The sequence below is a fragment of the Rhodoferax sp. genome (assembly GCF_028689305.1).
Classification (GTDB): domain Bacteria; phylum Pseudomonadota; class Gammaproteobacteria; order Burkholderiales; family Burkholderiaceae_C; genus Rhodoferax.
The window spans coordinates 1-18,030 of sequence record NZ_JAQTWM010000078.1; the positions used below are offsets into that span (position 1 = coordinate 1).

General features: G+C 61.6%; 18 protein-coding genes. 12 read left to right on the forward strand and 6 right to left on the reverse strand.

Annotated features, from left to right (window positions below):
- Positions 1–1,371 (reverse strand): ribulose-bisphosphate carboxylase (locus PHW99_RS14285; RefSeq protein ID WP_300178848.1); only part of this gene is annotated, 1,371 nt, incomplete at its 3' end.
- Between the two features lie 202 nt (positions 1,372–1,573).
- On the opposite strand from PHW99_RS14285, the gene PHW99_RS14290 reads away from it, so the two are divergent.
- Entirely contained in the window at positions 1,574–2,341 is a 768-nt protein-coding gene (locus PHW99_RS14290; RefSeq protein WP_300178851.1) for a ParA family protein, read from the forward strand.
- Between the two features lie 18 nt (positions 2,342–2,359).
- On the opposite strand, the gene PHW99_RS14295 is transcribed toward PHW99_RS14290, so the two are convergent.
- The 3 genes from PHW99_RS14295 to PHW99_RS14305 form a co-directional block, all read right to left on the reverse strand.
- Complete coding sequence (locus tag PHW99_RS14295) at positions 2,360–2,554, reverse strand: hypothetical protein (protein WP_300178854.1); 195 nt, start codon at positions 2,552–2,554, stop codon at positions 2,360–2,362.
- A gap of 24 nt (positions 2,555–2,578) precedes the next feature.
- Positions 2,579–2,869: a hypothetical protein gene (locus PHW99_RS14300; RefSeq protein ID WP_300178857.1), complete on the reverse strand. Its 291-nt coding sequence runs from the start codon at positions 2,867–2,869 to the stop codon at positions 2,579–2,581.
- A 108-nt stretch (positions 2,870–2,977) separates the two neighbouring features.
- Positions 2,978–3,889: a LysR family transcriptional regulator gene (locus tag PHW99_RS14305; protein ID WP_300178859.1), complete on the reverse strand. Its 912-nt coding sequence runs from the start codon at positions 3,887–3,889 to the stop codon at positions 2,978–2,980.
- Positions 3,890–4,031: 142 nt separating this feature from the next.
- Here PHW99_RS14305 and PHW99_RS14310 point away from each other — a divergent pair, with 142 nt between their 5' ends.
- The 9 genes from PHW99_RS14310 (at position 4,032) to fba (ending at position 13,906) form a co-directional block, all read left to right on the forward strand.
- Entirely contained in the window at positions 4,032–4,760 is a 729-nt protein-coding gene (locus tag PHW99_RS14310; protein WP_300178862.1) for an HAD-IA family hydrolase, read from the forward strand.
- A gap of 48 nt (positions 4,761–4,808) precedes the next feature.
- Positions 4,809–5,507 (forward strand): ribulose-phosphate 3-epimerase, encoded by a 699-nt coding sequence (gene rpe, locus PHW99_RS14315; RefSeq protein ID WP_300178865.1) that lies wholly within the window; start codon positions 4,809–4,811, stop codon positions 5,505–5,507.
- Between the two features lie 41 nt (positions 5,508–5,548).
- The gene (locus tag PHW99_RS14320; RefSeq protein ID WP_300178896.1) at positions 5,549–6,646 is read left to right on the forward strand and encodes a class 1 fructose-bisphosphatase; all 1,098 of its coding nucleotides are present in this window, start codon (positions 5,549–5,551) and stop codon (positions 6,644–6,646) included.
- Positions 6,647–6,746: 100 nt separating this feature from the next.
- Positions 6,747–7,622: a phosphoribulokinase gene (locus PHW99_RS14325; RefSeq protein WP_300178868.1), complete on the forward strand. Its 876-nt coding sequence runs from the start codon at positions 6,747–6,749 to the stop codon at positions 7,620–7,622.
- A 97-nt stretch (positions 7,623–7,719) separates the two neighbouring features.
- Complete coding sequence (tkt, locus tag PHW99_RS14330; protein ID WP_300178871.1) at positions 7,720–9,789, forward strand: transketolase; 2,070 nt, start codon at positions 7,720–7,722, stop codon at positions 9,787–9,789.
- A 14-nt stretch (positions 9,790–9,803) separates the two neighbouring features.
- Entirely contained in the window at positions 9,804–10,475 is a 672-nt protein-coding gene (locus tag PHW99_RS14335; RefSeq protein WP_300178874.1) for a phosphoglycolate phosphatase, read from the forward strand.
- 62 nt (positions 10,476–10,537) lie between these two features.
- Entirely contained in the window at positions 10,538–11,548 is a 1,011-nt protein-coding gene (gene gap / locus PHW99_RS14340) for a type I glyceraldehyde-3-phosphate dehydrogenase (RefSeq protein WP_300178876.1), read from the forward strand.
- A gap of 2 nt (positions 11,549–11,550) precedes the next feature.
- A complete protein-coding gene (locus PHW99_RS14345; protein ID WP_300178879.1) occupies positions 11,551–12,744 on the forward strand; it encodes a phosphoglycerate kinase in 1,194 nt (397 codons plus the stop codon).
- Positions 12,745–12,868: 124 nt separating this feature from the next.
- Entirely contained in the window at positions 12,869–13,906 is a 1,038-nt protein-coding gene (fba, locus tag PHW99_RS14350) for a class II fructose-bisphosphate aldolase (RefSeq protein ID WP_300178882.1), read from the forward strand.
- On the opposite strand, the gene PHW99_RS14355 is transcribed toward fba, so the two are convergent.
- A complete protein-coding gene (locus PHW99_RS14355; RefSeq protein ID WP_300178885.1) occupies positions 13,897–14,862 on the reverse strand; it encodes a DMT family transporter in 966 nt (321 codons plus the stop codon). The two genes, fba and PHW99_RS14355, sit on opposite strands and share 10 nt — an antisense overlap.
- Before the next feature lie 105 nt (positions 14,863–14,967).
- Here PHW99_RS14355 and PHW99_RS14360 point away from each other — a divergent pair, with 105 nt between their 5' ends.
- Positions 14,968–15,867, forward strand: a complete 900-nt coding sequence (locus PHW99_RS14360; RefSeq protein ID WP_300178888.1) for a LysR family transcriptional regulator — start codon at positions 14,968–14,970, stop codon at positions 15,865–15,867.
- Between the two features lie 186 nt (positions 15,868–16,053).
- Here PHW99_RS14360 and PHW99_RS14365 read toward each other — a convergent pair whose 3' ends face one another.
- Complete coding sequence (locus PHW99_RS14365; protein WP_300178891.1) at positions 16,054–16,242, reverse strand: hypothetical protein; 189 nt, start codon at positions 16,240–16,242, stop codon at positions 16,054–16,056.
- Positions 16,243–16,843: 601 nt separating this feature from the next.
- Between PHW99_RS14365 and PHW99_RS14370 the strand changes: the two genes are divergently transcribed.
- The coding region (locus PHW99_RS14370) for a hypothetical protein (RefSeq protein ID WP_300178894.1) at positions 16,844–18,030 on the forward strand (1,187 nt) is incomplete at its 3' end.

Sequence of the window (18,030 nt, forward strand, 5' to 3'; positions counted from 1 at the left end):
CACGCCTAGCTTTTCGCGCCAGCCCGGGAACAACTGGTCCGCATCTTTCGGGAACGACTCGAAGGCCCGGGCAAACTCCCGGTGTTCCTTGGCCCACTCAATCGGGTCGGCGCCGGCTTTCCAGCATTCGTAGGATTGGCGCAGGGAAATGGCCCCGGCGGCCGGGCTGTCGAGGTGGCCGTAAGCGCCGCCGCCCGCCGTGTTGACCACGTTACCGTGACCCAGGTTCTTGAAGAAACCCGGCAGGCGCAGCGCATTCATGCCGCCCGAGATGATCGGCGTGGTGGGCTTCATGCCGTACCACTTCTGGAAATACACTGGGCCCTGGCACTCGTCCCGTTCGATCATATAGGCAATGATGCGGTCGTCACCTTCACCTTCCATCTTGCCGTAACCCATGGTGCCGACGTGGATGCCACTGGCCCCTTGCAGGCGCGCCATCTTGGCCAGCACAAACGCGGTGTAACCCCGCTTGGCGGAAGGGGATGTCACCATGCCGTGGCCGGCGCGGTGGTAGTGCAGGTATTGGTTGGGGTACTGGCGCCGTGCCGTGGTGATCATGCCGGGGCCGCCGACAAAACCATCGACCAAAAAGGCCAGCTTGTCGGCGTCCGTGCCAAAGGTCTCCAGGGCAAAGTCGGCGCGGGCGCACATCTCGTAGTGGTCGTCGGCGGTGATGTTCATCGAAAACAGCTTGGCCTGGCCGGTCTCATCCTGCGCCCGCTTGAGTGCGTCGTAGACCAGCGGCAGGGTTTTCTTGATCGGCGCAAACACCTGGTTGCCTTGCGGCTCATCGTTCTTGATGAAATCACCCCCCAGCCAGAACTGGTAGGCGGCCTGGGCAAACGGTTCAGGGCGCAGGCCCAGCTTGGGTTTGATGATGGTGCCAGAAATGTAGCCACCATCTTTCACCGGTCGTCCCAGGATACGCCACAGGTCCGAGATGTCCTTGGCCGGGCCGTCAAACATCTGGATCACCCGCGGGGGCATGTAAAAGTCGATCATCTTGGCGTGTTTGATGTCGCCCATGCCCTGGTTGTTGCCAATGGTCAGCGTCAGGAACGACACCAGCATGAAACGCCCGTCGATCACATTGCGGTCAAACAGGTCCAGCGGGTAGGCAATCCGCATGTCCTCCGTGGCTTCATCGATGTGGTAAACCAGCGCGTCCACCCCGCGGGTGAAATCGTCGGTGGTGCTGACCTCCACATTGGTGCCAGTGGACGATTCGGCGGCAAAGTGCGCGGCTGCCTCCAGATAACCCAGGCCGGCCTTGGGCGCCATCTTGTAGGCCACCAGAATGTGCTGGCCTGCGGCGATCAGGTCTTCTTCTTTGAGGCTCAGGTCGGCGTAACGGTTTGATTGATCCATGTGAAATCTCCGGTTGGGGGTGATCTGGCTGCGATGGGTCGAACTATAGGCAGGCTTATTCATCATGAAAATTCAAATAAATTGCCAATCTAATCAGATTTTTCTGATGTATTGAGTGGCGCTGCTGTCGGCTGCCCGCCAGGTTGCAGGCAATAATGCGCAGACCCCAATGAATTCACCGCAGTGTTTAAGGAGCTGTTTCATGCCGATCGTCGTGTTCAACCAAAAAGGGGGTGTTGGCAAGTCCACCATCACGTGTAATCTGGCTGCCATCAGCGCCAGCCAGGGTCTGCGCACACTGGTGATCGACCTCGACCCACAGGGCAACTCCACCAATTACCTGCTGGGCGACAGCGCCCGCGACGATCAACCCACGGTGGCCGGCTTTTTTGAACACACGTTGAGTTACAGCTTCCGCAGCGTGGCACCCACCGAATTTGTGGTGCCCACGCCGTATGAGAACCTGGACCTGATGCCATCGAGCCCGACACTCAACGAGTTGCAGGTCAAACTGGAATCGCGTCAGAAAATCTACAAGCTGCGCGAGGCCTTGCAACAACTGGCCGAGACCTATGACCGCATCTACATCGACACGCCGCCAGCGTTGAACTTCTTTACCCGCGCTGCGCTGATTGGTGCAGCGGGTTGCCTGATCCCGTTTGACTGCGACAGCTTTTCGCGCCAGGCGCTCTACACCCTGCTGGAAAACGTGCAGGAAATCCGCGCCGACCACAACCCCGATTTGCAGGTGGACGGCATTGTGGTGAACCAGTTCCAGCCACGCGCCAACCTGCCCCAGCGTATGGTGGCCGAACTGATCGACGAAGGTTTGCCGGTGCTGCAGCCTTACCTGCCGTCCTCGGTCAAGGTGCGGGAGTCACACGAGTTGTCGCGGCCCATGATTTACCTGGACCCCAACCACAAGATCACGCTGGCGTTTGTCGAGTTGCATGACGGCTTACGCAGCTGAAGCCGGCGGGCGCGGACATCAGACCCGCCGCGCCCATGGCCCCAGGACCAGCCGTTCCAACGTGCCCAGCTCCTGCTCAAACCGGGCAGACTTGAGCAAAGACGGTTCAATCAGGCCAAGCTGAACGGCCCGGGCGTAATTGGCGCGGGCCAGATCAAAGGGCAGGGCCAGCATTTGGGCGGTGGTTCGCCCCAGTGACATCAACATCGACATGGTGAGTGCTCCAGAGTTGGCCTGTTAATCCCGAGCCGTTTCCCGCCCAGCTGCCAGCTGCTCGTGGCGAATGGCGGCGGCGTACAGGTCCCGGGCGTAACGCGGGTCACTGCTGTAGAGCCGGTCGGCATAGGCGCGCAGCCGGTTGGCTTCCTGCAGGGCGCTTGGAACCTGGCTGGGCTCGGGGTGACGGGTGAAGGCGGCCCACAGCGCCAGCAGCAGTCGATGGGTGGCTTGGATCAGATCGTGCAGGGCAGAAGAAACGGTTTGAACGTCGTGCGTCAGACCTTGAGGGTGCAAAGTGGTGTTTGCCATGAGGGTGTTCCTTTTGAAAACAACGTTTGTTGCACTGCAGTATAGGGTAAACCCTAGGTTTCCAAAAAGTTTTGCTGGCTAAAGCCTCATGGTGTCGACGGACTCACCTTAACTCCAGGTATCCATCAGCGCGCCGCCCTGTTCGATCAGGAAGGTCTTGAACGCCTTGGCCGCCGGCGAGAGCTTTTTGCTGCTCAGGTGGGTCACATACCAGTGGTTGATCTGCGGCAGGCCCTGCACGTCCAGCAGCGCCAGGTGGCCGCTGGCCAATTCATGGCGCACCGTGCGCAGTGACAAAAAGCTCAGGCCCATGCCGGCCATCACCGCCTGCTTGATGGTCTCGTTGCTGGGCATGGTCATCACCACCTTGAGGGCGGTCTGGTGCTGCTCAAACAGGCGCTGCATGGCGGCACGGGTGCCGGAGCCTTCTTCCCGCACCACAAAAGCGTGTTCGGCCAGCGCGGCAAAAGGCAGTTGCTTGCGCCGCGCCAGCGGGTGGTCGGGCGGGGCCACGATGGCCAGCGGGTTGGTGGCAAACGGGGTGGCTTCGCAGTCCAGGTGGCTGGGCGTGCGGCCCATGACCACCAAGTCGGCCTCATTGCGTGCCAGCAGGCCCAGCACGTTTTCGCGGTTGTCGATGTTGAGCTGCACGTCAATGCCGGGCAGCAGTTTGCCAAAACGCACCAGCAGCATCGGCACGAAGTATTTGGCGGTGCTGACCACGGCCAAGTCAATCCGGCCCTGCTTCAGGCCCACGTGTTCGGCCATCAGCGCTTCCAGGTCCTTGAACTGGCTCATGGCATTGGTGGCGTAGGTCAAGAACGCCTCGCCCGCCGCGGTGAGCTGGATGTTGCGCCCCTGCGGCTCCACCAGTGCCAGGCCAAAGGCGTCTTCGAGCTGGCGGATCTGCATCGACACCGCCGGTTGGGTCACAAACAGGCGTTCGGCCGCTTTGGATACCGAACGCTGGCGTGCCACCTCCAAAAAAGTTTGGATCTGCTTGAAGGTGTAAGGGCGCATCGGCTTCTCCGGTGTATTTCATCAGGTATATCTGATGATTTTTGAATAAAACGTGATTGGAGTTTATGAGTCAAGGCGACTAAAGTAAATCCATGCCGACCCCATCATCGGTTTGACAGACTTTTTTCAAGAGGACATCCCCATGCGCACCGGTGCACTACAAGCCCTGATTTTCGATGTGGACGGCACCCTGGCCGACACCGAGGCGGTGCACCTGGCCGCCTTCAACCAGGCGTTTGCCGAACTGGGCATGGACTGGGTCTGGAGTGAGGCGCTGTACACCGAGTTGCTGACCATTTCGGGTGGCAAGGAGCGCATCCGCCATTACTGGGACCAGGTCAACCCCGGCGTCAAGGTGCTGGATGCACAAGCGCTGCAGGATCGTATTGGCCGCATTCACGACCTCAAGACCGCCGCCTACGAGAGTGCCGTCAACAGCGGCGCAGTGGCGCTGCGCCCTGGGGTGCTCAAGCTGATGGACGAGGCCCTGGCCGCCGGTGTGCAACTGGCCATTGCCACCACCACCTCACCCGTCAATATTGCCGCGCTCCTGCGTCACGCCATCGGCGACGACTGGCGCATGAATTTCACCGCCATTGGCGACGCGTCCACGGCGCCGATCAAAAAGCCGCATCCGCAGGTGTATTTGCAGATGCTGCAGGCCCTGCAGCTGCCAGCGGGCGCCTGCCTGGCGTTCGAGGACTCCAGCAACGGCCTGCGCGCGGCCACGGCGGCGGGGCTGGCCACCATCGTCACTCCCAACGGTTTTACCGCCCACCATGATTTCACCGGTGCGCTCAAGGTGGTGCCCGATTTGAGCCAGGTGTCGCTGGAGCAATTGCGCCAGTGGCATGCGCAGGGTCGGGCCTGAACTGCATTACCCTTGAGAGTTCCCCAACTTCTTGCAGAAAGCAAATTCATGAGCTCAAACAACACCCTGCGCCTGGCCCCCAGCATCCTGTCTGCCGACTTTGCCCGCCTGGGCGAAGAAGTGCGCGCGATCGAGGCCGCCGGCTGTGACCTGGTGCACTTTGACGTGATGGACAACCACTATGTGCCGAACCTGACCATCGGGCCGCTGGTGTGTGAAGCCATTCGCCCGCATGTGTCGATCCCGATTGATGTGCACCTGATGGTCGAGCCGGTGGACGCCATCATTCCGCTGTTTGCCAAGGCCGGCGCCAACATCATCACCTTTCACCCGGAAGCGTCCAAACACGTGGACCGCAGCCTGTCGATGATCCGAGAGCTCGGTTGCAAAGCCGGCCTGGTGCTCAACCCCGCCACCTCGCTGGAATGGCTTGATCACGTGATGGACAAGCTCGACATGGTGCTGCTGATGAGTGTCAACCCCGGTTTTGGCGGGCAAAAGTTCATTCCCTCCACCTTGGCCAAACTGCGCCAGGTGCGCGCCAGGATTGATGCCCACAAAGCCGCCGGTGGTCAGGACATCTGGCTCGAAGTGGACGGCGGCGTCAAGACCGACAACATCCATGAAATTGTCCAAGCCGGTGCCGACACCTGTGTCGCCGGCAGCGCCGTGTTTGGCGCGCCCGATGCCGACGGTGGTTACCGCGGCGTGATGCAGGCGCTGCGCCGCGCCGCGCATCCGAGCTGACGCACAAGAAATTCAAAACTCCAGGAGACTTTGCCATGTCCATGACCCTACGTTCCAACCGCTCCACGCTGACGCAGTTCCTGATTGAAGAGCGTCGCCGTTTCCCCGGTGCCAGCGGTGACTTCAACGCCTTGATCCTGGACGTGGCGCTGGCCTGCAAAGGCATTGCCAAGGCGGTGGCCTATGGTGAGCTGGCGGGCGTCATGGGCAACCACGCGGCCGAAGACGGTGGGTCGGTCAACGTGCAGGGCGAAACCCAGAAAAAGCTCGACGTGCTGTCCAACGACGTGTTCATGCAGCGCACCGAGTGGGCCGGCAACCTGGCCGGCATGGCCTCGGAAGAGATGGAACAGCCCTACCAGATCCCGGCACAGTACCCGCGCGGCAACTACCTGATCGTGTTCGATCCGCTGGACGGCTCCAGCAACATCGACGTGAACGTGTCGGTGGGCAGCATCTTCAGCATCCTGCGGGCGCCGCAGGAGGTGATCGATTCGGGCCGTGACGTGGTGGAGGCCGACTTCCTGCAGCCCGGCACCAGACAGCTGGCCGCCGGTTATGCGCTTTATGGCCCCACCACCATGCTGGTGCTGACCGTCGGCGACGGCGTCAACGGCTTCACGCTGGACCCCAACCTGGGTGAGTTCATGCTGACCCACCCCAAGCTGCGTATCCCCGAAGACACGCAGGAATTTGCCATCAACGCCTCCAACGCCCGTTTCTGGGAAGCGCCGGTCAAACGTTATGTGGACGAATGCCTGGCCGGCAAGACCGGGGCTCGTGGCAAGGACTTCAACATGCGCTGGATTGCCTCGATGGTGGCCGAGGCGCACCGCATCCTGATGCGCGGCGGCGTCTTCATGTACCCGCGCGACACCAAGGACCCCGCCAAACCCGGCCGCCTGCGTCTGCTGTACGAGGCCAACCCGGTGGGCATGATCATGGAGCAGGCCGGTGGCCGGGCCTCCACCGGTGAGGTGCCGATGCTGGGCGTGCAACCCACCTCGCTGCACCAGCGCATTGGTTTTGTGTTCGGCTCGAAGAACGAGGTCGAGCGCATCGAGCGTTATCACCGCGAGCCGGTGTCGGTAGAACTGACCAACCCGCTGTTTGCCGAGCGCAGCCTGTTTCGCGACTGAGTTTGCCCTTTTGCTATGAAATAAGGAGCTATAAGCGCTTATTTCTTGCGGGCTAAGGCCTGATTTCTTATAGATTTTTTAACTTCCGGAGACACCCGCCATGTCCATTCGCCACCCGATCATCGCCATCACCGGCTCCAGCGGCGCCGGCACCACCTCGGTGACGCGCACCTTCGAAAACATCTTCCGGCGTGAAAAAGTCCGCGCCGCCATCATCGAAGGTGACAGCTTTCACCGCTACGACCGCAAAGCCATGAAGCTCAAGGCGGCTGAAGCCGAAGCCGCCGGCAACAAGAACTTCAGCCACTTCGGCCCGGAAAACAACCTGTTTCCCGAACTTGAAGCGTTGTTTCGCAATTACGCCGAAACCGGCACCGGCAAGCGCCGCAAGTACCTGCATGACAGCGAAGAGGCCGCGCCCTACCAGCAAGAGCCCGGCACCTTCACCCCCTGGGAAGACGTGCCCGCCGACACCGACCTGCTGTTTTACGAAGGCCTGCACGGCGCGGTGGTCACCCCCGAGATCAACATCGCCCAGCACCCGGACCTGCTGATCGGCGTGGTGCCGGTCATCAACCTGGAGTGGATCCAGAAGCTCTACCGCGACAAAAAACAGCGCGGCTACAGCACCGAGGCGGTCACCGACACCATCCTGCGCCGCATGCCCGACTATGTGAACTACATCTGCCCGCAGTTCATGCACACCCATGTGAACTTCCAGCGCGTGCCGATGGTCGACACCAGCAACCCGTTCATCGCGCGCGACATCCCCAGCGCCGACGAAAGCATGGTGGTGATCCGTTTCGCCAACCCCAAGGGCATCGACTTCCAGTACCTGCGCAGCATGATCGACGGCAGCTTCATGAGCCGCGCCAACACCATCGTCGTGCCGGGCGGCAAGATGGAACTGGCCATGCAGCTGATCTTCACACCGTTTGTCTGGCGCATGATGGAGCGGCAGAAGAAAGCCGGCTGAAAGACTTGAACGTCCCCTGAGTCGGCTGGCCGCCCGGCAAAGCCGGTTCTGCGGCGTCCGGGCCGGTCATCGTTCCAAATTTTTTTTGAGGTATTGAATGAATCACCCCACTCCCGAATTGGCCCGACAGATGGCCAACGCCATCCGCATGCTGGCGGTAGATGCCGTCGAAAAAGCCAAAAGTGGTCACCCCGGCGCGCCGATGGGCATGGCCGACATCGCCGAAGTGCTGTGGAACCGCCACCTGAGCCACAACCCGACCAACCCGCAGTGGATCAACCGCGACCGTTTTGTGCTCTCCAACGGCCACGGCTCGATGCTGATTTATGCCTTGCTGCACCTCACTGGCTACGACCTGCCGATGAGCGAGCTGCAAAACTTCCGCCAGTTGCACAGCAAGACCGCCGGTCACCCGGAGTTTGGCGTCACCCCCGGTGTGGAAACCACCACCGGTCCGCTCGGGCAGGGCATCAGCAACGCCGTGGGCATGGCGCTGGCTGAAAAACTGCTGGCGCAGGAGTTCAACCGGCCCGGCCACACCGTGGTGGACCACTTCACCTACGTTTTTATGGGCGACGGCTGCGTCATGGAAGGCATCAGCCACGAAGCCTGCGCCCTGGCCGGCACCCTGCGCCTGTCCAAGCTGGTGGCGTTTTATGACGACAACGGCATTTCCATCGACGGCCATGTCGAGGGCTGGTTCACCGACGACACGCCCAAACGTTTTGACGCCTATGGCTGGAACGTGATCGCCGGCGTGGACGGCCACAACCCGGCGGCGATCGACGCGGCCGTGTGCGCCGCCAAGGCCCAGGCAACCTTGCCCGACGGCAAACCCACGCTGATCTGCTGCAAGACCGTGATTGGCATGGGCTCTCCCAACAAGGCCGGCAGCCACGATGTGCACGGCGCGGCGCTGGGCGCGGCTGAAGTGGCCGCCACCCGCCAGGCGCTGGGCTGGACGGCGGCGCCATTTGAGGTGCCGCCCGAGATTGCCACCGCCTGGAATGCCGTGGCGCGCGGGGTGATGGCCGAGCGCGCCTGGCGTGAGCGTTTGGAAGCCTACCGCAGCGTTGACCCGGCGCAGGCCGCCGAGTTGGAGCGGCGCATGGCTGGCGACCTGCCCGGCGCATTGGCCGACCGGCTGCCCGAGCTGCTGGCCGACTTGGCCGCGCAACCGGCGGCGGTGGCCACGCGCAAGGCCAGCCAGAACGCGCTGGACGCGCTGGCGCCGCTGTTGCCCGAGTTGTTTGGCGGCAGCGCCGACCTGACCGGCTCCAACCTCACCAACTTCAAGGGCTGCGTGCGCGCCGGGCGCGACACCTGGGGCAACCACCTGAGCTACGGCGTGCGTGAATTCGGCATGGCTGCCATCATGAACGGCATGGCGCTGCATGGCGGCTACATCCCTTATGGCGGCACCTTCCTGACCTTCAGCGACTACAGCCGCAACGCCATCCGCATGGCTGCGCTGATGAAAACCCGTGTCATCCACGTCTTCACCCATGACAGCATTGGCCTGGGTGAAGACGGCCCGACCCACCAGAGTGTGGAGCACATCCCTTCGCTGCGCCTCATTCCGAACCTGGACGTCTGGCGCCCGGCGGATGGGCTGGAAACCGCCGTGGCCTGGGCCTGCGCGGTACAGCGCCAGGATGGCCCCAGCGCCCTGTGCCTGTCGCGCCAGAACCTGCCGCGCCTGACCGATGCCGGCATGGTGGCGCGCATCCGCAAGGGCGGTTATGTGCTGTCCGACATGGACGGCGCGCAGGCCGTGATTGTGACCACCGGCAGCGAGCTGGAGCTGGCGATGAAAGCCCAGGCCGAACTGGCGGCCCAGGGTATCGCCACGCGGGTGGTGTCCATGCCGTGCACCAATGTGTTTGACCGCCAGACCGAGGCCTATCAGGAACTGGTGTTGCCGCTGGCCCTGCCCACCGTGGCGATTGAAGCCGCGCACCCGGACTTCTGGCGCAAATACGTCGGCCGCACCGGGGTGGTGGTGGGGATCGCCACGTTTGGGGAGTCGGCGCCGGCGCCCCAGCTGTACGCCCACTTCGGCATCACGGCCGAGCGGGTGGTGGCAGCGGTGAAAACGCTGGCGCACCGTGCCGCCCACCGCCGTGCCGAGCCGCTGCCTGACACCGTGGTGCCGTCGATCAACTAGGCCTGGGCACGCGCATGTATCCGTTTGACCTGGTTTTGTTCGACCTGGATGGCACGCTGGTGGAGACGGCGCCCGAAATCATGGACGCGGTCAACGACACCCTGCACCGTTTCGGCCTGCCCGCCGTCACGCAACCGCAGGTGAATGACTGGATTGGCCACGGCACGCTGGCGTTGCTGGCCAAGGCGCTGGCGCAGGTGAGTCGGCATGACGAGGCGCAGGCGCGCGGCAGCGAGCTGCTGCGCCAGATGGTGCCGGTGTACAACAGCACCTACAACCGGCGCTGCGGCACCCGCAGCCACCTGTACCCGCAGGTGCGCGAGACACTCAAGGCCCTGCGTGCCCAGGGGGTCAAGCTGGCGGTGCTGACCAACAAGGAAACCTGCTACACCCAGCTGGTGCTGGACGCCCATCAGCTCACCACGCTGTTTGACGCGGTGATATCTGGCGACACCTTTGCCGTCAAAAAGCCCGACCCCACGGGCGCGCACCATTGTCTGACGCAGTTTGGCGTGGCCCCGGCACGGGCGCTGCTGGTGGGCGACTCCAGCATTGACGTGGCCACCGCGCGCGCCGCCGGTCTGACGGTGTGGGTGCTGCCTTATGGCTACAACATGGGCCAGCCGATCGAGGCCAGCGGCCCTGACCGGGTGATCCAGGATTTTTCGATGCTACTTAATTTATAGCTTCATAGTATTTAAATACGTGGGCTAGAGGTCAATTTCATACTTATTTTTTTGGAGAGAACATGACGATCAAACTGGGGATCAATGGCTTTGGCCGCATCGGCCGCATGGTGTTTCGCGCCGCCGTGCAAAACTTTGATGATCTGGAAATTGTTGGTATCAACGACTTGCTGGAGCCCGACTACCTGGCCTACATGCTGCGTTATGACAGCGTGCATGGCCGCTTCAAGGGTGAGGTGTCGGTCGACGGCGGCACGCTGGTGGTGAATGGCAAACGTATTCGCCTGACACAAGAGCGCGACCCGGCCAAGCTGAAATGGGCCGAGGTCGGCGCTGACGTGGTGATCGAATCCACCGGCCTGTTCCTGGACAAAGTCACGGCGCAAAGCCACCTGGACGCTGGCGCCCGCAAGGTGCTGCTGTCGGCCCCCAGCAAAGACGACACGCCGATGTTTGTTTACGGCGTCAACCACACCAGTTACGCCGGCCAGGCCATTCTGAGCAATGCCAGCTGCACCACCAACTGCCTGGCGCCGGTGGCCAAGGTGCTCAACGACAAATGGGGCATCAAGCGCGGCCTGATGACGACCGTGCATGCCGCCACCGCCACCCAGAAAACCGTGGACGGCCCGAGCAACAAGGACTGGCGCGGCGGCCGCGGCATTCTGGAAAACATCATCCCCAGCAGCACCGGCGCGGCCAAGGCAGTGGGCGTGGTGATTCCCGCGCTCAACAAAAAGCTCACCGGCATGGCGTTTCGGGTGCCTACCAGCGACGTGTCGGTGGTGGACCTGACGGTGGAGCTGAACAACGCCGCGACCTATGCCGAGATTTGTGCCGAAATGAAAGCCCAGAGCCTGGGCGCTTTGAAAGGCGTGCTGGGCTACACCGACCACAAGGTGGTGTCCACTGACTTCCGCGGCGAGCCTTGTACATCGGTTTTTGACGCTGAGGCCGGTTTGGCGCTGGACGGCACTTTTGTCAAGGTGGTGAGCTGGTACGACAATGAGTGGGGTTACTCGAACAAATGTCTGGAGATGGCCCGCGTGGCCGCTTTGTACCAAGGAGCTTGAAGATGAAAGTATTGCGTTTTGCCGATGTGATTGCCAGTGGCGCTGCCGCCGGTAAACGGGTGTTTATCCGTGCCGACCTCAACGTGCCGCAGGATGACGCCGGCCACATCACCGAAGACACCCGCATCCGCGCCAGCGTGCCCTGCATCCAGATGGCGCTGGCCGCTGGTGCCGCCGTCATGGTCACCAGCCACCTGGGCCGACCGACCGAAGGCACGCTGACCCCGGCGGACTCGCTGGCCCCGGTGGCCAAGCGCCTGGGTGAGCTGCTGGGCCGCGAGGTGCCGGTGCTGGCCAACTGGGTGGACGGTGTGGACGTGCAGCCCGGCCAACTGGTGATGCTGGAAAACTGCCGCGTCAACGTTGGCGAGAAAAAGAACAAGGAGGAGCTGGCCAGAAAACTCGCCGCCCTGTGCGACGTGTTTGTGCACGATGCCTTTGGCACCGCCCACCGCGCTGAAGGCACCACCTACGGCATTGCCCAGTACGCCCCCATCGCCTGCGCCGGCCCCTTGCTGGCGGCCGAAATTGACGCCATCAATCAAGCCCTGGCCAACCCGAAACGCCCGCTGCTGGCGATTGTGGCGGGCAGCAAGGTGTCGACCAAACTTACCATTTTGCAGGCCCTGGCGAAAAACGTGGATGGCCTGATCGTCGGCGGCGGCATCGCCAACACCTTCATGCTGGCCGCTGGTTTGAAGATTGGCAAGAGTCTGGCCGAGCCCGATTTGCTGGGTGAGGCCACGGCGGTGATTGCCGCCATGAAAGCGCGTGGGGCCGAGGTGCCGATTCCGACCGACGTGGTCTGTGCCAAAACCTTTGCCGCCGATGCCGTGGCCACTGTCAAGGCCGCCACCGAGGTGGCCGACGACGACATGATTCTGGACATCGGCCCGCAAACCGCCGCCAAGCTCGCCGCCCAGCTCAAGGCGGCGGGCACCATTGTCTGGAACGGTCCGGTTGGTGTGTTCGAGTTTGCCGCGTTCGAGAACGGCACCAAAACCGTGGCCCAGGCGATTGCCGAGTCCAGCGCGTTCAGCATTGCCGGTGGTGGCGACACCTTGGCCGCGATTGCCAAGTACGGCATCGAGAAAGACATTGGCTACATCTCCACCGGCGGCGGCGCTTTCCTGGAAGTGCTCGAAGGCAAGACCCTGCCGGCGTTTGAAATTTTGCAAAAACGCGCCGCGGGATAGGTCGGGGGCTTATGCAGGGTGACCTGCAGCGCCGCCTCACTTTTTGATATCAAATTCATAGCTACTCACGCATATTCTGCGTGGGCTGGAGCCCTTTTTTTCTTAAAACCACCAGGAGATCACCATGGCCTTTGTTTCCCTTCGTCAAATGCTCGACCACGCGGCTGAAAATGGCTATGGGGTGCCTGCCTTCAACGTCAACAACCTGGAGCAAATCCAGGCCATCATGGAAGCCGCGCAGGCCACTGACAGTCCGGTGATCCTGCAAGCCAGCGCCGGTGCGCGCAAATACGCCGGTGAAGCCTACCTGCGCCACATGGTGCTGGCGGCGGTAGAGAGCCACCCCGACATTCCGGTGGTGCTGCATCAGGACCATGGCGCAACGCCGGCCGTGTGCCAGCAGTCGATTCGCTCCGGCTTCACCAGTGTGATGATGGACGGCTCGCTGCTGGCCGATGCCAAGACGCCGGCCAGCTACGCGTACAACGTTGACGTGACCCGCCGCGTCTGCGAGATGGCCCATGCCGTCGGTGTGTCGGTGGAAGGTGAACTGGGTTGCCTGGGCAGCCTGGAAACCGGTGAAGCCGGTGAAGAAGACGGCGTCGGGGCTGAGGGCAAGCTCAGCCACGACCAGATGTTGACCGACCCGGTGCAGGCCAAAGACTTTGTCGAAAAAACTGGCGTTGACGCACTGGCCATTGCCATTGGCACCAGCCACGGCGCGTACAAGTTCACCCGCAAGCCCACCGGCGACATCCTGGCGATTGACCGCATTGCGCAAATCCACGCCCAAATCCCCAACACCCACCTGGTGATGCACGGCTCCAGCTCCGTGCCGCAAGAGTGGCTGGCGATCATCCGCCAATACGGTGGTGACCTGAAAGAAACCTACGGCGTGCCGGTGGAAGAAATCCAGCGCGGCATCCAGAATGGGGTGCGCAAGGTCAACATCGACACCGACATCCGCCTGGCCATGACCGGCGCCATGCGCCAGAGTTTTGCCCAGAACCCGAGCGAATTTGACCCGCGCAAGGCCCTCATCGCCGCCCGCAAGGCCGCCATGGGCATCTGCCAGCTGCGCTTTGAAGCCTTTGGCTGCGCCGGTATGGGGTCAAAAATCAAGCCGGTGCCTCTGGACGTGATGGCTGGGCGCTACGCCTGAGGCGGGCGGGCTTCAGTGGAGAAGGCTGGTGGATTGACTGGCCGATGGGCCGCTCCGGCGCGTCGGCTGACCAGCATCACACCAGCCAGGACCAGACCGGCCCCCAGCAATTGGGGCAAGGAAACCGGCTCCGACAGCAGCAGCCAGCCAAAGAAAATGGTCAGTACCGGCCCCAGGGTGCCAATCAGGACGGCACGTGCCGAGCCGATGCGGCGCACGGAGGCAGACTGCCAGAACACCGGCAATACCGTTGAAAAAATGGCCATGGCAGCGCCATACAGGTAGACCGGCAGCGGTTGAACCAGGGCAGATATGGGCTGAGTGAGCACAAAGTGAATCTGCGTGGCGATGGTGGAGACGATGATGGCTAACGCGGCAAAACGGATGGCCCCCAGGCGGTGAACCGCAACCTCAACGCCCGCGCTGTACATCGCGTAGGACAGGGCCGAGCCGAAGACGAAGGCCGCGCCGATCAGGACGGCGTTCACGTCACCCGCCACCCCCAGGTCGTGTGCAAACGCCAGACCAATGCCTGCGTAGGAAAGCAGCAGCGCGCCGAGTTGGCGTTTCTCCCATTTTTTGCCCATGACCAGCACACCGATCAGTACAGTCATGGTCGGGTAGGTGAACAGAATCAGACGCTCCAGCGCGGCTGAGATGTACTTCAACCCCACGAAGTCAAGAATGCTGGCCCCGTAGTAACCCAGCAGGCCGAGCAGAACCAGCAGTCCCCAGTCTTTGCGGGTGAGTGATGGCGCGGATCGGCCCATGTACAGGCCGACCCAAAGAACGATAGGCAGTGCAAACGTCATGCGCAGTGTCAGCAGGGTGACGGCATCGACAGGTGCTGCGGCGTAGGCCAATTTGACAAAAATCGCCTTGAAAGAAAAACCGAATGCGGCCAGGATGGCCAGCGCGACCCCTGACCGTTCGGCTGACCAAATTTTCCACGGCATAACAGCTTCAATTCCATAGAGTTGTTGTATGTCGAATGATGGCACGATAAAAACCCGAGGAAAATTGGCTTTTTTGCAATTGATCGTTCGGATTTAACAAACGCTATGCCATATGACCTGACTGACTTGCGGCTTTTTGTGGCGATTGCCGAGGCCAAGAATCTGACCCGTGGGGCCGAACGGGTGCATTTGGCGCCGTCTTCGGCCAGCCATCGCATGCGTTTGCTGGAGGCCTCCATGGGCACGCCGCTGCTGGTTCGTGAGCCGCGCGGGGTACAGCTGACACGCGCCGGTGATGCCTTGTTGCGCCACTCGCGCCAGGTGTTTGCCCAACTCGAACAGATGCATGCTGATCTCACGCCTTACGCCAAAGGGGTGCGCGGCCATGTCAGTCTGTGGGCCAACACACATGCCACACATACTTTTCTGCCAGACAGCCTCTCGGCTTTTTTGAAGCAGCATCCACAAGTCAGTATCACGCTGGAAGAACACACCAGCCCAGAAGTGGTCCTGGCAGTGGCGCGCGGTGAGATCGAGGTTGGTGTGGTGGCGGAGTCGGTGGAAGGTGCTGAAGTGGAACTCATGCCCTACCGTGCGGACCGCTTGGTGTTGATTACGCCCCCGGATCATCCGCTGGCCAAACGGGTCAGCACGTCATTTGTCGATGTGCTGGACCACCCTTTTGTGATGCTGCATTCCGGCTCGGCCATTCATACCTTCACAATGAATGCGGCGGCCACGCTGGGCCGGCATCTTGAAGTACGGATCCAGGTGCGTAGTTTTGAGGCGGTTTGCCGCATGGTCAGTGCAGGTGTTGGTATCGGATTGGTACCACGCAGCGCCGTCGCAGAAGGCACCCCCGGTATCCATCTGACCATGGTTGAGCTGGAAGAGTCTTGGGCTCAGCGCGACTTGAAGGTCTGCGTTCGAAAACTGGCACCGTTGTCCAGGTTCGCCGCTGATCTGGTCACGAGCCTGACCAACAACAGCCTGGCCGTGTCATGAGCGGTGGCGGGCCACCCCGTGCTGGGCTGGACGGTGATTCCGTGAGGAAAAAGGTGGCTGCTTAACAGTTGCTTAATGCGGGTCGTTTGAAATCATTTGTTACATGAAATCATAGTTTTCGGGAAAATTTCCCGAATAAACTACAGCCATGTGTGAAACCGAGTCATACATAAGCCCTTTCAAACGTCACATTTCAGGAGATTTTTCATGCAACACTTCAAGCACATCGCTCTGGCTTCTTTGGTCGCTTCCTTGTTTTTGGCCAACCCCCTGGCGGCATTCGCCAAAGACGGTGGTGGCAAGGGCGGTGGACATGGTGGCAGCCACGGTAGCAGCAGCCACGGCAACAGCGGCAATGGCGGCAGTGGTAGCCATGGCAGCAGTGGCCATGATGGCGCTAAAGGCTCTACAGGTACCAAAGGCGCTGCAGGTGCTGCAGGTGCTACTGGTGCTGCAGGTGCTACTGGTGCTACTGGTGCTACTGGTGCTGCAGGCACCACCGGAGCGACGGGTTCTGCTTCGAACGGGCATACAGAGAGTCATGCTTCCAAAGCGAACAAGCACGATGATCACCGCGCGGCCGCTCCCGCTGGCGGCGCAGCGCCAGCCACTGGCACCGCGCCGTCTACCGGTGCAGGTGCTGCACCGACGGCTCCAACAACCACTGACACTGCAGGCACAACAGGTACTACGGGCACCGCTGCTGGCGCGGTGTGATTTCGACACGGTTCAGCGTGTCATTCCCCCACAAAGGGCCTTCGGGCCCTTTTTTTGTTTGTCTTGTCCACGGATAAAGCCACCAGCCAGTTGATGGAGCGGTGGCAGCACGGGAAGAAAGCAAGGAAGGCGAAAACCCCACCTTGGAAGGGTGAAATAAAGCAGGAAAAGACTGCAAAATGACTGGACGACACACCAGGAGGAATTTCATATGTGCAACATGTTCCTTAAAACCTGTTCCCAGCTGGTTCGACTAGTTTTGCTGACCAGTATCGGGTGGCTGAGTCTCAGCGGTTGTGGTGGTGGGGGTAGCGGTTCGGTTGCGCCCGGCATCCAGATCACCCCAGACACGACTTATGGCCAGCAGGGGCTGACGAGTTTTGTGTTGGAAGCTTCGCAAGGTGATGTGCGTTCCGCCGTTTTGCAGGCGGATGGCAAGTTGATTGTGGCTGGCTGGCGACAAACAGCGCCGCTGCCTCCCAGCATCTATGGCGGGTATGCGGCCCAGCAGGTGCTGGTGCGTCGCTTCCATGGCGATGGTTCGGTCGATACCACTTTTGGCACGGGCGGCGAGGTCCGTTTCAACGTCAAGGGCAGTGATACGGTGGCCGATGTCAAACTGCAGGCCGACGGAAAAATCCTGCTGGCCGTCAAGGCGATAGAGCCTTGCCTGATCACTGACTTTGTCCTGTCAGCAGGCATGTGCATGAACGACCGCGGTGCCTCGGCAGAGGCGGTCAGCGCCGTGGTCAGGCTCACCGCCAGAGGCGCACTCGATGCCAGCTTTGGTACTGCCGGTGTGGTGCAAGCGCCGACCAGCACCGGTGGTTTGGCGCTGGCGGTTCAGGACGACAGCAAAATTCTGCTGCTGCGCACGGTCAGTGTCGGCCGGGCGAGGGTATTTGGGTCCATGCTGACCCGTTATCTGCCGGACGGCAGTGTGGACAGCAGCTTTAACCAGGGGCAGCCGCTGACTTCCCGTTGCGCTGCTGATGGCCAGGTTTTGCTGATTCAGGCGGACGGCAAAATCGTTACCGGCGGCACGGAAAACGCCTGGTATGCAGATCCGACAGCCAGCCCGGGGTTTTGCCTGGAACGCACGCTGACCAATGGCAGCCAGGATACCGGTTTCAGGGCGGTGAACCTGTGGACCAACGTGGGCAGCAACGTTGACCTCCACGCCTTGACCACGCTGCCCAATGGTGGCCTGCTGGCGGTGGGGCGAGTCTGTGATCGCAGCACCTGTGGCGGCTTGGCCGTCCATTTCAGCGCGGATGGTGCGGTCGACACAACTTTTGGTGACGCCGGTGTAGGCCGGATCATGGTCGACCCGGGTTTTCAGCTCAACGGTTATGTCGCGATGTCTTCAGGTGACCTGATGTTCATGGGTTATCGGGTGTTAGGAGGGGCGACCGGCCTGTCCAGCCTCTACCAACCGCTGTGGGC

Excerpts from the sequence above, each read along its gene's own strand:
- PHW99_RS14365 (WP_300178891.1), bottom strand. The coding sequence starts at position 16,242 with ATGGCTACCACTGCCGCCATTGCCGCTGTTGCCGTGGCTGCTGCTACC.
- fba (WP_300178882.1), top strand. The coding sequence starts at position 12,869 with ATGGCCTTTGTTTCCCTTCGTCAAATGCTCGACCACGCGGCTGAAAAT.
- PHW99_RS14310 (WP_300178862.1), top strand. The coding sequence starts at position 4,032 with ATGCGCACCGGTGCACTACAAGCCCTGATTTTCGATGTGGACGGCACC.
- gap (WP_300178876.1), top strand. The coding sequence starts at position 10,538 with ATGACGATCAAACTGGGGATCAATGGCTTTGGCCGCATCGGCCGCATG.
- PHW99_RS14320 (WP_300178896.1), top strand. The coding sequence starts at position 5,549 with ATGACCCTACGTTCCAACCGCTCCACGCTGACGCAGTTCCTGATTGAA.
- PHW99_RS14305 (WP_300178859.1), bottom strand. The coding sequence starts at position 3,889 with ATGCGCCCTTACACCTTCAAGCAGATCCAAACTTTTTTGGAGGTGGCA.
- PHW99_RS14325 (WP_300178868.1), top strand. The coding sequence starts at position 6,747 with ATGTCCATTCGCCACCCGATCATCGCCATCACCGGCTCCAGCGGCGCC.
- tkt (WP_300178871.1), top strand. The coding sequence starts at position 7,720 with ATGAATCACCCCACTCCCGAATTGGCCCGACAGATGGCCAACGCCATC.
- PHW99_RS14300 (WP_300178857.1), bottom strand. The coding sequence starts at position 2,869 with ATGGCAAACACCACTTTGCACCCTCAAGGTCTGACGCACGACGTTCAA.
- rpe (WP_300178865.1), top strand. The coding sequence starts at position 4,809 with ATGAGCTCAAACAACACCCTGCGCCTGGCCCCCAGCATCCTGTCTGCC.
- PHW99_RS14360 (WP_300178888.1), top strand. The coding sequence starts at position 14,968 with ATGCCATATGACCTGACTGACTTGCGGCTTTTTGTGGCGATTGCCGAG.
- PHW99_RS14335 (WP_300178874.1), top strand. The coding sequence starts at position 9,804 with ATGTATCCGTTTGACCTGGTTTTGTTCGACCTGGATGGCACGCTGGTG.
- PHW99_RS14295 (WP_300178854.1), bottom strand. The coding sequence starts at position 2,554 with ATGTCGATGTTGATGTCACTGGGGCGAACCACCGCCCAAATGCTGGCC.
- PHW99_RS14355 (WP_300178885.1), bottom strand. The coding sequence starts at position 14,862 with ATGCCGTGGAAAATTTGGTCAGCCGAACGGTCAGGGGTCGCGCTGGCC.
- PHW99_RS14290 (WP_300178851.1), top strand. The coding sequence starts at position 1,574 with ATGCCGATCGTCGTGTTCAACCAAAAAGGGGGTGTTGGCAAGTCCACC.
- PHW99_RS14345 (WP_300178879.1), top strand. The coding sequence starts at position 11,551 with ATGAAAGTATTGCGTTTTGCCGATGTGATTGCCAGTGGCGCTGCCGCC.